This is a genomic window from uncultured Massilia sp. (assembly GCF_913773735.1).
In the GTDB taxonomy this organism is placed as follows: Bacteria; Pseudomonadota; Gammaproteobacteria; order Burkholderiales; family Burkholderiaceae_D; genus Telluria.
In genome coordinates this window covers 29829-44687 of the sequence record NZ_CAJYEB010000043.1, presented here as the reverse complement: position 1 = coordinate 44687, position 14859 = coordinate 29829, and the positions used below count along the sequence as shown (strand labels likewise).

13 protein-coding genes are annotated in these 14859 nt (G+C 67.3%); 8 read left to right on the top strand and 5 right to left on the bottom strand.

What is annotated here, in order from left to right; all coding sequences use genetic code 11:
- Window positions 1-148: 148 nt before the first annotated feature.
- Window positions 149-880 (bottom strand): Crp/Fnr family transcriptional regulator, encoded by a 732-nt coding sequence (locus QZ749_RS22790; protein WP_296951896.1) that lies wholly within the window; start codon window positions 878-880, stop codon window positions 149-151.
- A 208-nt stretch (window positions 881-1088) separates the two neighbouring features.
- Here QZ749_RS22790 and QZ749_RS22785 point away from each other — a divergent pair, with 208 nt between their 5' ends.
- The 6 genes from QZ749_RS22785 (at window position 1089) to QZ749_RS22760 (ending at window position 7275) form a co-directional block, all read left to right on the top strand.
- Entirely contained in the window at window positions 1089-1877 is a 789-nt protein-coding gene (locus QZ749_RS22785; protein ID WP_296951893.1) for a glycine zipper 2TM domain-containing protein, read from the top strand.
- A 180-nt stretch (window positions 1878-2057) separates the two neighbouring features.
- Window positions 2058-2288 carry a hypothetical protein gene (locus QZ749_RS22780; protein WP_296951890.1) on the top strand — a complete coding sequence of 77 codons (231 nt, stop codon included), beginning with the start codon at window positions 2058-2060 and terminating at the stop codon, window positions 2286-2288.
- A 91-nt stretch (window positions 2289-2379) separates the two neighbouring features.
- Window positions 2380-2526 carry a lmo0937 family membrane protein gene (locus tag QZ749_RS22775; RefSeq protein WP_296951888.1) on the top strand — a complete coding sequence of 49 codons (147 nt, stop codon included), beginning with the start codon at window positions 2380-2382 and terminating at the stop codon, window positions 2524-2526.
- 106 nt (window positions 2527-2632) lie between these two features.
- Window positions 2633-3304 carry an OmpA family protein gene (locus QZ749_RS22770; RefSeq protein WP_296951886.1) on the top strand — a complete coding sequence of 224 codons (672 nt, stop codon included), beginning with the start codon at window positions 2633-2635 and terminating at the stop codon, window positions 3302-3304.
- Window positions 3305-3713: 409 nt separating this feature from the next.
- A complete protein-coding gene (locus tag QZ749_RS22765; protein WP_296951883.1) occupies window positions 3714-6566 on the top strand; it encodes a TonB-dependent receptor domain-containing protein in 2853 nt (950 codons plus the stop codon).
- Between the two features lie 154 nt (window positions 6567-6720).
- A complete protein-coding gene (locus QZ749_RS22760; RefSeq protein WP_296951877.1) occupies window positions 6721-7275 on the top strand; it encodes a DUF3617 family protein in 555 nt (184 codons plus the stop codon).
- A 188-nt stretch (window positions 7276-7463) separates the two neighbouring features.
- On the opposite strand, the gene QZ749_RS22755 is transcribed toward QZ749_RS22760, so the two are convergent.
- On the bottom strand, window positions 7464-8300 hold the full coding sequence (locus QZ749_RS22755; RefSeq protein ID WP_296951874.1) for a branched-chain amino acid aminotransferase: 837 nt from the start codon (window positions 8298-8300) through the stop codon (window positions 7464-7466).
- A 149-nt stretch (window positions 8301-8449) separates the two neighbouring features.
- Between QZ749_RS22755 and QZ749_RS22750 the strand changes: the two genes are divergently transcribed.
- Both QZ749_RS22750 and cls read left to right on the top strand, forming a co-directional pair.
- Window positions 8450-10546: a site-specific recombinase gene (locus QZ749_RS22750; protein ID WP_296951872.1), complete on the top strand. Its 2097-nt coding sequence runs from the start codon at window positions 8450-8452 to the stop codon at window positions 10544-10546.
- The gene (gene cls / locus QZ749_RS22745; RefSeq protein ID WP_296951869.1) at window positions 10543-11952 is read left to right on the top strand and encodes a cardiolipin synthase; all 1410 of its coding nucleotides are present in this window, start codon (window positions 10543-10545) and stop codon (window positions 11950-11952) included. Before QZ749_RS22750 ends, cls begins: the two co-directional genes overlap by 4 nt.
- Window positions 11953-12148: 196 nt before the next feature.
- On the opposite strand, the gene QZ749_RS22740 is transcribed toward cls, so the two are convergent.
- The 3 genes from QZ749_RS22740 to QZ749_RS22730 all read right to left on the bottom strand — a co-directional run bounded on the left by QZ749_RS22740 (window position 12149) and on the right by QZ749_RS22730 (window position 14695).
- Entirely contained in the window at window positions 12149-12985 is an 837-nt protein-coding gene (locus tag QZ749_RS22740; RefSeq protein ID WP_296951866.1) for a metallophosphoesterase, read from the bottom strand.
- Between the two features lie 61 nt (window positions 12986-13046).
- Window positions 13047-13937 (bottom strand): diacylglycerol kinase family protein, encoded by an 891-nt coding sequence (locus QZ749_RS22735; protein ID WP_296951863.1) that lies wholly within the window; start codon window positions 13935-13937, stop codon window positions 13047-13049.
- On the bottom strand, window positions 13934-14695 hold the full coding sequence (locus tag QZ749_RS22730) for a phosphatase PAP2 family protein (protein ID WP_296951861.1): 762 nt from the start codon (window positions 14693-14695) through the stop codon (window positions 13934-13936). Before QZ749_RS22730 ends, QZ749_RS22735 begins: the two co-directional genes overlap by 4 nt.
- Between the last annotated feature and the right edge of the window lie 164 nt (window positions 14696-14859).

The window sequence follows — 14859 nt, the reverse complement described above, 5'->3', positions numbered from 1 at the left end:
TGCGCGGGGGCGTTGTCGTTTACGTGTTGCCGTTTGCGCGTTGTCGTTTGCGTGTTGTCGGTTGGGCGTTGCGGTCCGGGCGTTGACTTCCGCTCGTTGTCGTCCGCGCGTTGTCGTCGGCGGCCCGCCGTTCGCCGGCCCGCGCCGCTCAGGCGAGCAGCGGCGCCATCGCGCCCGCGCCGGCCTCGCGCACGATCTCGTAGCAGGTGCACGATGCGGCGGCCAGGCCGTCCGGATCGAGGATTTCGATGTTGCCGCGGCTGTAGATGATCAGCCCCTGCTGCTGCAGGGCGCTGGCGGCCTTGGTAACGCCCACGCGGCGCACGCCCAGGGCATGCGCGAGGAATTCGTGGGTCAGGTGGAACTTGTCGGATTGCAGGCGATCGCGCGTGACCAGCAGCGAGCGCGCCAGGCGCGCCTCCAGCACGTGGTAGCGGCTGCAGACGGCGATCTGGATCGCCTGCGCCAGCAGCGCGTCGGTGTAGCGGTACAGCACGCGCTGCAGCACCGGGCTGTGCGCGAACACGGCGCGCAGGCGCGCCGTCTCGACGCGGCTGGCGCTGCCGGCGCGCTGCACGACGGCGCGCACCTGCGTGGTGTCGTGGCCGAGCGCGACGGTGGCGCCCAGCATGCCTTCGCGCCCCACCTGGCCGACTTCGAGCGTCATGCGGCCCTCGGCCACGGCCATCAGCGAGATCAGGCAATCGCTCGGAAAATAGACGTAGCGGATCGGATCGTCCGGCTCGCACAGCACGTCGCCGGTGTCCACCTCCACCCGGTCGAGCGCGGGCAGGAGGCGTGCCATTTCCTCGGACGGAAGCGCCGCCAGCAGCAGGTTGGCGTTGTGTTCGACGGCCAGCGGCGCTGCGGCAAAATTCATCGGACCCTCGCGGTTGGACTTCATGTTCGGCTATGGGCGGAAAGGCGGCGGCCGGTCCGGCGCGCCGCTTACATTTGCAAACAACTTTCAGTCAGCGTAATGGTCGTGCTAAGGGAAGTATGTACGGTGACGCACGGAACGTGGTGTTGTTGCTGGGGACAATGCCGAGACCGCATACGCGCCACCGACAACGACAAAGGACGACACCATGGACACCCACCAGACGCCCCCCGCACGGGGCAGGCAGCACCCGCTCTTGATCGCCGCCGCGCTCGCGGTCATCCTGTTCTGCGCCGTCGGCACCGCCGCCATCATGGGCTGGCTGCCGACATCATCGGGCAGCAGCCGCGACCGCCTCACCGACGCCGACCGCGCCGCGCTCGCCGCCAACCTGCAGCAGCCGGTGCAGCCGGCCTACGCGCCGCCGGCCCCGGCCGCGGTCCCGGCACCCCAGTATCCGGCGCCGGCCGGCGCCCAGGCGTACGCCGCGCCGGGCGCTGCCTACGGCGGTTCCGCCGCGCTCGGCACGACCAGCGCCGGCGATGCGAATCCGGCGCCGGCGACGCCGTCGCAGTATGCGCCGGTGGAACCCGCCGCGCCCAGCCATCCGAAGGCCGCGAGCGCCCCGGTGCGCACGGCCGCGGTGGAGAGCGGCGAGCGCTGGTGCGGCACCTGCGGCAATGTCGAATCGGTGCGCACCATCACCCAGCGCGCCCAGGGCAGCGGCGTCGGCGCGGCCGGCGGCGCCATCCTCGGCGGCCTGCTGGGCAACCAGGTCGGCGGCGGCCACGGGCGCCAGCTGGCGACGGTCGCGGGCGCCGTCGGCGGCGCCGTGGTCGGCAACCAGGTCGAAGGCAATATGAAGGCCTCGACCAGCTACGAGATCCGCGTGCGCCTCGACGACGGCACGCTGCGCACGTTCCACCAGCGCAGCGCGCCGCACTGGCGCACGGGCGACCGCGTGCGCATCGTCAAGGGAGCGCTGCGCGCCGCCTGATCACCCCATCCGCATGCCGTCGATGCATGCCGAATAAAAACCGCCGGAGCCATGTGCTCCGGTTTTATTTTCCTTTTCGCAATGTGCGCCAGCGCACGGAGCAGTTGCTTGATGCACACGAGAATTGTTTTTACGCTGAGGGACATGGCGGAGACAACACTCTGATCGAAAGGAAGTCGCATGAACAGCCTTGCTTGGATCGGCATCATCTTGTGGGGAATCCTCCTGACGGGCTTCGGCCTGGCCAGCGCCACGCCGGCACAGTCGGCCGCGGCGGCGGAGATCGCGGCGCACGACGTGATCTTCCTCATCACCGGCGGCCTGCTGACCTGCCTGATCGGCGTGACCGGCCTGATGGGCTTCATGGGCTGGATTCCCGGACTGCGCGGAAAGCAAGAAAACGCGATTTAATGTACGTCATCGAACGGAGCGTAGTGAGCAATTCTTCGATACTGGATTCACGGCAAACGGATCGCCGTGACACACAAAAGAGGAACTCATCATGCTCTACACCATCGCTGTCGTACTCATCATTCTTTGGCTGCTTGGCCTGGTGACTTCGTACACCATCGGCGGCTTCATCCACATCCTGCTGGTCGTCGCCGTCATCATGATCCTGGTGCGCCTGATCAGTGGCCGAGGCATATAGCAACACCGTAACACCCCGCAGTCATCACCGATCCGTTTCGCGGTCGCGCCCAGCTGGTAGCATGGACGTGACGGCGAAACGGATATTTTTTTTGAAGGAGACCACCATGAAACTGACCCTGATCCGATCGACGCTGTGCGTCACCGTGCTGGCCGTGGCCGCCAGCGGCTGCGCCGACATGAATGCGACCCAGCGCGGCACCGCCACCGGCGCCGGCGTGGGCGCGGGCCTGGGCGCCCTGATCGGCGCGACCACCAGCGGCGGCGGCGGCGGGCGCACCGCGCGCGGCGCCGTGCTGGGCGCGGCCGCCGGCGCAGTGGTCGGCAATATCTGGTCGAACCGCATGGAGAAGCAGCGCCAGCAGATGGAACAGGCGACGCGCGGCACCGGCGTGCAGGTCTCGCAGACGGCGGACAACCGCCTGAAGCTGGAGATCCCGAGCGACATCTCGTTCGACACCAACCGCTCGGACATCAAGCCGAACTTCCGCCCGATCCTGGACCGCTTCGCCGGGACCCTGCAGGACAATCCGGCGACCTACGTCACCATCATCGGCCACACCGACAGCACCGGCGGCGACGCCATCAACCAGCCGCTGTCGCTCGACCGCGCCGCCCACGCGCGCGACTACCTGGCATCGCGCGGCGTGGCGCCGAACCGCATCACCGTCGAAGGCCGCGCCGCGCGCGAACCGATCGCCTCGAACGACGACCCGGCCGGCCGCGCCCGCAACCGCCGCGTCGAAATCTACGTGAGCGAACCCGCCCCGCAAGGCTGACCCACCTCAAACCGGGGTCAGAGCCGGGGTCAGAGCCCGGTTTTTGGCAATAGCCCGGCAGCTACATCACGGCAGCGACATCAACGGTCGTCGATGGCCGGCAGCGGACGATGTTCCGTTGCCGGCCATTTTGTTTTCTCGAATCCCTTTCCAAAATTCGGGCTCTGACCCCGGCTCTGACCCCGGCGCTGACCCCGGTTAGCGGTGACAAGATATGCATGGCATACACCTATTCCTGCGCTGTATACCTGTTGCAGTTTGCATACAAATTGAGACATCAATTTGACTAATACCCATCATAAATGGTCAGATGCCGCCCCTCGGCCGTCTTTACTGCCGAGCAAAAAAGGGAATCGGCCACGCCCTACCCGGGCGTTCAAAGATCCCGTAGCAACGTAACGGAGAGATTTTGACTAAGCAACTCGCAGTAAAGCACAGCGTCATCGCTGTCGCCCTCACCCTCGCAGCGCCCGGTTTTGTCTTCGCACAAGCCCAGGCCCAACAGCCGGTCCAGAAGGTCTATGTCACCGGTTCCAACATCAAGCGTGCAGACAAGGAAGACTCGTCGCCGATCCAGGTGGTCACCGCCAAGGAAATCGCGGCCACCGGCGCCAATACCGTCGCCGAACTGCTGCACTCGATCCCGGCCTTCGGCTCCGGCTCGTCGAACGACATCACCGACGGTGGCTTCTCGAAGGGCGTCTCGACCGCGTCGCTGCGCGGCCTCGGCTCCTCGTCGACCCTGATCCTGCTGAACGGCCGCCGCATCGCCGCCGCCGCCTACGCCGACCCGAACCAGGGCAAGTCGACCGTCTACGACCTGAACAGCATCCCCGTCTCGGCCATCGCCCGCGTCGAAGTGTTCAAGGATGGCGCCTCGGCCGTGTACGGCTCGGACGCGATCGCCGGCGTCATCAACTTCATCACCAAGGACGACTACCAGGGCGGCGAAGTGTCGGCCTCGACCAGCGCCAACGGTGACGGCGAGTTCAACCGCAACAACGTCAACGGCATCGTCGGCTTCGGCGACCTCGAGAAGGACCGCTGGAACGCCTTCGTCAGCTTCGACCTGTCGAACCGCGGCCAGACCGGCATCAAGGACGTCAAGGGCATCGAGCGCGACGTGCTGGCCGACGTCAACGCCCGCCTGAACCCGTACGGCAGCTACCTGTCGAACCAGCCGTTCTTCTTCAAGGAACGCACCCCGGGCGCGAAGAACTACTCGACCGCGTTCTCGAACAACGCCAACATCGTCAACCGCACCGCGGGTTGCCAGGGCAACCTGATCACCGGCAGCGCCGCCAACAACATCCTGCCGACCTCGATGCTGTACGGTCGCCAGTTCTGCAACTTCGACGTCAACGACTACTACGAAGCGCAGAGCAAGGGCAACGACGCCAACCTGCTGTCGAAGATCACCCTGAAGCTGGGCGACAACATCACCTCGTTCACCGAGATCGGCTACAACCGCACCGAGCGCGAGTACGTCGGCCTGCCGAAGACCGTGCTGTCGACCTCGCCGACCACCGTGTTCCGCGTCAACGGCCTGCCGTCCAGCTACCAGCTGCTGCTGCCGGCCGGTCACCCGGACAATCCGTTCTCGACCGGTAACACCGCCGTCGGCTTCCGCATGGTCGGCTCCAACAGCGGTTCGGAAAACATCAACGAGAACTACCGCTTCGTCACCGGCCTGAAGGGCACCGTCGGCAACTGGGACTGGGAATCGGCCTACCTGTACAACCGCACCGAGCGCGAAGACACCGGCCACGGCTACCTGTACCGTCCGGTCATCGACCGCATCGCGACCGAGAACCGCACCATCGCCGCCACCATCGCCGATCCGAACGCCGTGCGCGACGTGGTCAACTCCGGCTACTCGCAGGTCCAGCAGTTCGATGCCAAGGCATCGACCAGCTTCGGCCAACTGGCCGGCGGCGAGATCGGCCTGGCCTTCGGCGGCGAAATCCGCCAGGAAAAGATCGGCCTGACCTCGGATGCCGAACTGGCAGCCGGCAACATCATCGGCCTGGCCAACTCCGTGCTGGACGGCCGCCGCGTCGTCAAGTCGGGCTTCGTCGAACTGCGCGCGCCGTTCACCAAGACCTTCGAGATGGACTTCGCCGGCCGCTACGACAAGTACCCGAGCGCGAAGAGCTTCGTGCCGAAGGTCGGCGCCAAGTGGGCCGCGACCGACAAGGTCACCTTCCGCGCGACCTATGCCGAAGGCTTCCGCGCCCCGGCCCTGTCGCAGGTCTCGCCGGGTGGCGTGCAGACCTTCAACAACGGCTTCGTGGACCCGATCCGCTGCCCGGACGGCGTCAACCCGGTCGCCGGCGCCGACAAGCAGGATTGCTCGCGCAGCATCTCGTCGATGTCGAGCCCGAACCCGGACCTGAAGAACGAAGAGTCGAAGAGCTGGTCGATCGGCACCATCCTGCAGCCGACCCGCAACCTCGACATCCTGGTCGACTACTACAACATCCGCAAGGAAAACGAGACGGCGCTGCTGTCGGCCACCTACGTCGCCGAACACCCGGAACTGTTCCCGGGCCTGGCGCTGCGTGACAACAACAACCTGGTCGATGCCGCCGGCAACGTGATCCCGAACTCGGGCCAGCTGCTGGCGATCAACCGCACCTACGTCAACCAGGGCAGCACCCAGACCTCGGGCCTGGACTTCGAAATCGCGCACCGCCTGAACCTGGGCGAGAACGGCCGCGTGGCGACCCGCTTCAACTACAACTACGCGCTGCGCTTCAAGCGCAGCGAGCGTCCGGGCGAAGTGTCGCACAACCTGGTGGGCACCAACGGCGGCCTGTCCGACTGGGCGACCAGCGTCGGCGACATCCCGCGCCACCGCTTCAACCTGTCGAGCACCTGGACCCGCGACGTGCATGCCGTGACCGTGTCGGCCGACTACGTGTCGTCGGTGTCGCTGCTGCGCCGCTACGATGCCGAAGTGACCTACCCGGTCCCGTACTGCCACTACGGCGTCGGCCAGCCGTCGAGCGCGTACTCGCTGGGCGGCCTGCCGAAGTTCAGCAACTACAGCCAGGATTGCAACGTCGACGAATGGCTGACCTTCAACGTCGCCTACGCCTACACCGGCTTCAAGGACTGGACCCTGGCCGCCAACGTGAAGAACGTGTTCGACACCAAGGCACCGTACGATCCGCGCTATCCGAACGAAGGCTTCAACACCCAGCTGCACAATGGCATGGGCCGTTACTTCCGCCTGACCGCGTCGTACAAGTTCAAGTAATCCACGCCTGAACCCGACGGACGGCGCCCGCGCCGTCCCGCCAGCCGCCCCGCTTTCGAGCCGGGCGGCTTTTTTCATGGGCGCGCGGCCGGAACGTCGCGATTACGCCAACGGTGGTACTGTTCGGAAAAATCAACGTCGGAAAGGACCCGCCATGACCAACAAGCTCCCCACCCTCGCCTTCCTGCTGGCCGGCGCCTGCGCCCTCCCAGCCAGCGCCCAGGAGATTCGCCCCGGCCTGTGGGAACTGTCGAGCCAGTTCACCTCGCCGGACGCCAAGGTGCAGTCGGCCATGAGTTCGATGCAGCAGCGCCTGGCCAACCTGCCGCCGGAACAGCGCGCCCAGCTCGAGCAGACGCTGCGCCAGAACGGCGTGCAGCTCGACATCGGCGGCGGCGGCCAGTTGCGTACCAAGATCTGCATGACGAAGGAAATGGCCGCGCGCAAGGAGTTCCCCGTCCAGCAGGGCGACTGCACGCAGAAGTACACGCCGCAGGCGGGCGGCAAGGGACAAGTCGCGTTCTCCTGCACCAAGCCGCGCATCAGCGGCAATGGCGAGATCACGATGATCGACGACAAGAACTACCGCGCCAACATGCGCGTGACCAATGCCGAACAGGGCAGCCAGGTGGTCGACACGAACGTCACCGGCCGCTGGCTGTCGGCCGATTGCGGCGGCCTGAAGCCGATGACGGCACCGGCCGGATAAGCCGCCCGCGGCGCCCCTCAACAAATCCCGCAAACAATTTCCAAAAACCGGGCTCTGACCCCGGCTCTGACCCCGGTTTGGGTTTGCGCAAGTCGAACGGTTGCGGCGAAGGCCAGGTAGCACCCCTGAGCAATTTCCAAAAACCGGGCTCTGACCCCGGCTCTGACCCCGGTTTGGGTTTGCGCAAGTCAGGTGGTTGCGGTGAAGGCCAGGTAGCGTTCGCGGGCCGTGCGGGCGATCGGGCCGGCGCCGAGGTCGCGCGGACCGTAGCGGATGCAGGGGGTGACCTTGCCGTAGTTGCCGGTGCTGAAGATTTCGCGGGCCGTGTCGAGTTCTTCCGGACGGACGGTACGCTCGACCACGTGCACGCCCTGCTCGGCCAGCAGCGCGATCACGCGCGCCCGGGTGATGCCGGCCAGGAAGGTGCCGTTCAGGGCCGGGGTGGCGACCTCGCCGTCGGCGGTGACCAGGAACAGGTTCGACGAGGCGAACTCGGCCACGTTGCCGTCCGCGTCCAGCATGATCGCATTGTCGAAGCCGCGCGCTGTCGCCTCGCGCAGCGCGCGCGACGTGTTGGCGTACAGCGCCGAGGCCTTGGCGTCGGTCGGCGCCATCGACGCCTGCGGGCGCAGCAGCGTGGACAGGCAGGCCGAGAAGCCGGTGAACGGCGGCAGCGGCGCGTCGAACAGCGTCAGCGCGAAGGCGGCCGCTTCCGGCCTCGGGATCAGGAAGCCTTCCGAGGCGAACACCAGCGGACGGATGTACAGCTCGGCGTCGGCCGGGAATTTCGCCACGCCGTCGCGCACCAGCGCTTCCATCTCGTCCACCGTCAGCGGGCAGGTCAGGCCCAGCTTGCCGGCCGAGTCGATCACCCGCTGCAGGTGCGGACGCAGGTCCGGCAGGTGGCCGCGCAGCGCCCGCGCGCCGTCGAAGACAGACGAACCCAGCCACACGCTGTGGTCCATCGCCCCGAATAATGGGACGTTTCCTTCGGCCCATTGGCCCTTGTAATACGTCAGGTACATGCCTTCCCCTTGGTAATGTTGTAGTAGAGTAAGTGTAACCGACGGTCTGCGTCCCTGCCGGCCAGCCTCCTGAGCCGCTCAGTTCGTTGCCGTACAATGTTGCGCCGCCTCCCCCGCTACACTAGCCTCGTCACGCCGTATTCCCGCCTATGCTCTCTATCTTAGAACGCCTCGATCCCGACAGCGACCGCATCGACCTGCTGGTCGACCTGGTCGACCAGCTGCGCCCGCGCCGCGCCGACGACGCCGCCTACGCGCGCGCCCAGGTGCGCACGCTGTGCCAGCTGCTCAAGGGCCACCCGGGCCAGGCCTGGGCGCTGCGCCGCTATTTCGTCACCCTGCTGGAGACGCGCCGCCACACGAGCCTGTACTCCGACGTGGGCATCCTGTCCAACGACGGCTTTTTCACCGAACTCAAGAAACGCATCGCGTATCGCTTGCTGCCGCCGGCGCTCGACGAGCTGTACCTGTCCGATACGCTCGACCGCCTGCTGTGCCGCGACGACGACCACGTCTGGATCCGCGCCGTGCCCGACGCCGACTGGCTCGACCTGTTCGACACCATCGCCGACGCCGCCCCGCCGGGCGGCCGTGCCGACGACGCGCCGCGGCGCGCGCGCCAGGTGATGGTGCGCGGCCTGCTCGATGCGATCCGCACGCTGTCCTGCCGCATCTGCGCGCTCGGGCTGGAACCGCGCCTGATCCACGCCTACCGCGAGATCGAGGAAGTCGATTCGCCGTTCCTGATGCAGAACATCGAAGCGAATGCCTACCTGGACGCCTACGCGCGCCTGCTGGCGGGCGAGCTCGACCGTATCGAGGATGCGCGCCACCTGCTGGTCATGCTCGACCAGTGCGAGGAAGTGGTGCTGAAGATCCGCCGCGGCGCGCTGAATTCCGGCACCACCGTGGCGCTGACCTACCTGCTGGTGGCGCTGGGCCAGAGCATCGAACGCATGCGCAAGCTGCTGTTCCTGGTCGATGTCGGCGCCGCGCCGGCCATGCGCACCGCGCCCGACGAGGCCCTGGCCACCCAGGAAACGGACACCCCGCGCCGCGCCGCCGCCCTCGCCCTGGCGCACGAGCTGGCGGAGGCGCACAACACCAAGTACGAGGTGCGCGGCCTGCTGCGCGACAACATCGACCTGCTGGCGCGCAACGTCACCGAGAACGCCAGCCGCACCGGCGAGCACTACATCGCCGAAAAGCGTGCCGACCTGCGCAGCATGTTCGGCTCGGCGGCCGGCGCCGGCGTCATCGTCGGCTGCATGGCGCTGGTCAAGATCCTGATCTCCTACCTGCACAGCGCGCCGCTGATCGAGGCCCTGCTGTACAGCACCAACTACGCGCTCGGCTTCATGCTCGTGCACGTGCTGCACCTGACCATCGCGACCAAGCAGCCGGCGATGACGGCCGCGCGCATCGCCGCCGCCCTGCACGCGGGCAGCCAGGGCGGCTCGCGCCGCCAGGTCGACGTCGACAGCATGGCGGCGCTGGTCAACAAGGTGTTCCGCACCCAGGTCGTGGCCGTGCTGGGCAACCTGGCGACGACGATTCCCGTGGCCTGGCTGATCGCGGTGGGCTGGAACTGGATCTTCGGCCACCACCTGGTGAACGTGTTCAAGGCGCGCGCGCTGGTCGAGGACAGCCATCCCTGGCACTCGCTGGCGCTGCTGCACGCGGCGATCGCCGCCGTCTGGCTGTTCGTCTCGGGGCTGGTATCGGGCTACTACGACAACAAGGCGCTGTACACGCGCATGGCGCGCCGCGTCGAGCAACTGCGCTGGCTGCGCCGCCTGCTGGGTCGCGAGCGCTCGCTACGGTTCGCGCGCTACCTCGAGGACAATCTCGGCGGCCTGATGGGCAACCTCGTGTTCGGCATCCTGATGGGCACGACGGCCACGGTCGGCTTCCTGCTCGGCCTGCCCCTCGACATCCGCCACGTGACCTTTTCGTCGGCGAACTTCGCCATCGGCGCCGTCGGCCTCGACTACAACCTCGATGCCGAGACGGTCGCCGTCACGGCGCTCGGGATCGCCCTGATCGGCATGGTCAACCTGCTGGTCAGCTTCGGCCTGGCGCTGTGGGTGGCGCTGCGGGCCCGCAAGATCCGCTTCCGCCACGGCTTCCGGCTGTTGCGTGCCCTCGGCCGGCGCCTGCGCGCCGCGCCGCTCGATTTCTTCGTCGGTCCGCGCGACCTCGACCTGCCGGCCCCGGACCCGGTCCACCAGAGAGGACTCAAATGACACGCCCGTCCCTGTTCCGTTCCATCGGCAAGACCCGCATCGTCGCCTGCGCACTGGCGCTGGGCCTGTGCGGCGCCATCGTCTCGTGCAAGACCCTGCCCGACGTCGAACCGGAGGCGCCCGCCAAGGCGGTGCCGACGATCGCCACCGGCAGCGGCACGCTGCCGGCCAAGCGCGCGTCGGCCCTTGTCTCGCGGCGCTGGTCGAACGCCAGCGGCGACCTGAAGGCGCTAGCCGTGATGGAGGAACAGGCGACCGGCGTGCCCCTGATCGCGGGCAACAAGGTGACGCTGCTGTTCGACGGCCCGGCCACGATGCGCGAGATGCTGTCAGCGGCGCGCGCGGCCACCAGCTCGATCAACCTCGAGACCTATATCTTCGACAAGGACGAGATCGGCGACGAATTCGCCGGCGTGCTGATCGACAAGCAGCGCCAGGGCGTGCAGGTCAACATCATGGTCGACGCGGTCGGCGCGCTGGCCACGCCGTCGGCCTTCTTCGGCAAGATGCGCGACGCCGGCATCCGCGTCGTCGTGTTCAACCCGGTCAACCCGGCCAAGGCGCGCGGCAAGTGGGAACTCAACAACCGCGACCACCGCAAGCTGATGATCGTCGACGGCCGCACGGCCTTCACTGGCGGCATCAACATCAGCGGCACCTATGCCAACAGTTCGCTGTTCCGCTCGCGCAACAAGCCGAAGCAGATCGACGGCGACAAGGTCGGCTGGCGCGACACCCACATCAAGATCGAGGGCCCGGCCGTGGCGCCGCTGCAGTGGTCCTTCGTCAACCTGTGGGTGCAGCAGGAAGGCGGCGAGCTGCCGCAGGCCGAATACTTCCCCAAGCTGGCACCGGTGGGCGACAAGTTCGTGCGGGTGCTGTCGACCACGCCCGAGCGCGATTCGGAAATCTACAAGTCGCTGGTGGTGGCGATCAACGAAGCGAAGACGTCGATCCACATCACCTCGGCCTATTTCGTGCCGGACCAGCAGATCGTCGACGCGCTGGTGGCCGCCGCCAGGCGCGGCGTGGACGTCAAGCTGGTGCTGCCGGGGGTGTCCGACCACAGCCTGATCCGCTACGCCGGCCAGGGCTTCTACGACGACCTGCTCAAGGGCGGCGTGCGCATCTTCGAGCTGCAGATCGCCGTGCTGCACGCCAAGACGGCGGTGATCGACGGCGCCTGGTCGACGATCGGCTCGGCCAACATCGACCGGCGCAGCTTCATCCACAACTACGAGCTGAACGTGGTCGTCATCGACCCGGCGTTCGGGCGCGACATGGAGAGCGCGTTCAACGAGGACATGCGCGATTCGAAGGAAGTCACGCTGGCGCAGTGGCGCAAGCGGCCGTGGGCGGACCGCATCAAGGAGATGGTGGCGCGGCTGGGCGAGTACTGGATCTGAGCACCTGCTCCGTCGGCGACATCGTAGGGTGGACGGCTTGGCCGTCCACGCGTCCAGCCAGCTCGTGCAGCCTCGCAATGCACCCGTTCAGCCAGCTCGTGCAGCCTCGCAATGCATGCGTTCAGCCAGCTCATGCAGCCTCGCAATGCATGCGTGAGTTGAACGCGTGGACGGGGAACCCGTCCACCCTACGGTCCTAGATGCCCGCCGCCAACAACCCTTCCGCCTGCTCCGTCCACACGTTGCCGTCGCGCACGAACTTCTCGGTGGCCATCAGCTGGAACTGCGCGTGCACGGTGTCCCAGCCGTAGCGGTCGACCTCGATGCGCTGGCCGTCGATGCGGATCACGTTGAAGGAATTGACCTCGCCGCGCCCGCGCGTGGAGGTGGCCGTGCCGGCCTGCACCACCAGCGCCGCGTACTCGCTGATCTTGTAGCGCGCCTGCGTGTTGCCGGCGTGGCTCATGTGCAGGTGGCCGGCCATCAGCAGGTCGACGCCGAGGTCGGCGAACACCTTCATCGCCATCCCCGCGCGATCCACGAGGTCGCTCTCCTCGGCGCCCGCGGGCAGGTCGAACGGGTGGTGCGTGACCACCACGCGCGTGACGTGCTGCGGCAGGCTCGACAGGGTTGTGCGGATCTTGTCGACCTGCTCGCGGTTCACGCGCCCGTCCTTGAAGGTCAGCGAGCGCGCCGTGTTCAGGCCCAGCACGGCGATCTCGTCGTCGGCGTACACCGGCGTGAGGTCGTCCGTGATGTAGCGCTTGTAGCGGTCCAGCGGCAGCAGGAAGCGGCGGAACACGTTGTACAGCGAGATGTCGTGGTTGCCCGGCACGATGATCTGCGGGTCGGGCAAGGTGTCGAGCCAGGCGCGGGCCTGCTCGAATTCGTCGCTCTTGGCGCGCTGGGTCAGGTCGCCGGAGACGACGACGACGGTCGGGTCGACGCGGTGCACGAGGTCGCGCAGCGGTTCGAGCAGGGCGGTGTCGACCCGCCCGAAGTGCAGGTCGGAAAGATGAACGAGTGTACGCATGTCGGTTATCCTTGTTATCGGGCGTGAATCCCCGGGTTCGTCAGCTTGGTAGGGATATTGTTCACGCCGGAACCAGGACCGTCAGTGCGCCAGGTCGCACCCGATAGCGCAGCGGCGGCGCCATCATCGCCACTTCGCCGTCGGTGGCCACGCGCAGGCGGCTGCGGTGGGTATCGACCTCGAGCTCGGGCGCGTGCAGGACGTCGAAGTCGGCGCGGTCGGCCAGCTTGCCGCGCAGGGCGTCGAACGCGAAGCGCAGCAGGCCCAGGCGCGTCGGCCGCTCGGCCACGTACAGGCTCAGCTGGCCGTCGTCGATGCGTTCGCGCTCGCCGATCGCCAGGCCCGCCATCGTGTAGCTGTTGTTGCCGATGAACACGAACGGCGTGCGCCGCACCAGTTGCCGGTCGCCGATGCGCAGGTGCATCGTCAGGAACGGATAGCGGCGCAGCGCCGACCAGGTCGCCCACAGCGCCGCCGGCCACTTGCCGCGTCCCAGGCGGCGCTGCTGCAGCTCGCGGTCGCGCACGATGTCCGGGTACAGGCCGAGGCTGGAGTTGTTGAGGAAGATGCGGCCGTTGACCTCGCCGACGTCGACGCGCTTGGGCCTGCCGTCGGCGAGGTTGCGCACGGCCGCCTCCAGTTCCAGCGGAATGCCGAGGTCCTTGGCGAAGTGGTTGAGCGTGCCCATCGGCAGCACGCCGAACGTCGTGTCGCTGCCGGCCAGCACCGAGGCGACGGCATTCATCGTGCCGTCCCCGCCGCCGGCCGCGACCAGGCGCACCCCGCCGTCCAGCGCGCGCCGCGCCGCCGCCATCATCTCCTCGCCGCCGCCGGCCAGCACCAGTTCGGCATCGAGGCCCGCGTCGGCCAGCAGCGTGCGCAGGCGCGCGGCCACCGCGTCGTCGTGGCCGCTGCCGGCATCGCCGTTGACGATCACCATGACGGGCTTCATGCTTCCCTCCCCGCGTGCGCCCGGGCGCGCAGGCGGCGCCGCTCGCGCTCGCTCCAGGACGGCTTGCCGCGCGCCGTGCGGCGCCGGTGCAGCGTCGAGACGGCGGTGACGCAGACGGCCAGCCAGGCCGCGCCCTCGACGCTGGCGGCGAGCACGTCGGACAGGTAGTGCGCGCCGAGATACATGCGCGACAGGGCGACCAGCGCCACCATCGCCACGGCGCCCGCCACCGCGAGCAGGCGCAGGCGCCAGTCGCGCGTGCGGCACACCAGGTAGCAGGCCAGCAGGCCGTAGAACACGGTGGCGGCGGCCGTATGGCCGCTCGGGAAGCTGTAGGTGGCGAGCGTCAGCAGCGGCTCGTCGAAGACCGGCCGGGCGCGCCGGAACACGTGCTTGAGGGCGACGTTCAGGAGCATGCCGCCGGGAATGGCGGTGACGGCCACGATCAGCCAGTAATGGGCGTCGCGGCGCCAGAACCAGGCGGCCAGCAAGGTCCCCATCACGCAGGCGCCGACGATGCCGTTCCAGTGCGTGACGAACAGCATCACCCGCGTGAAGACGGGATGCGCGCGCTGGTGGAACCACTGCGCCAGCTGGACGTCGACGACGGTGATGGTGTCGCCGTCGACGACGTCTTCGGCGATCTCGCCGAACAGGAAGCCGGCCAGCAGGATCAGGGCCAGGCCGAGGGTCAGGTGCAGGCCCATCTCCCCTTCGGGAGAGAACCTGGCGGCGAGAAAGCTGCGCAGTCTGTGCATGGGATCGGATCGTTGACGAAATGCTGAGCAGATGGGGCCTGCTGGCAAAAAAACCACAATTTCTTTTCAGGACTGTTTTTTTATACAGTACCTGTGGATTCATACAGTAGTTATGCTATTCTTGACTCACCTGATCAATACCTTCGACAACAGACCACTTCGAT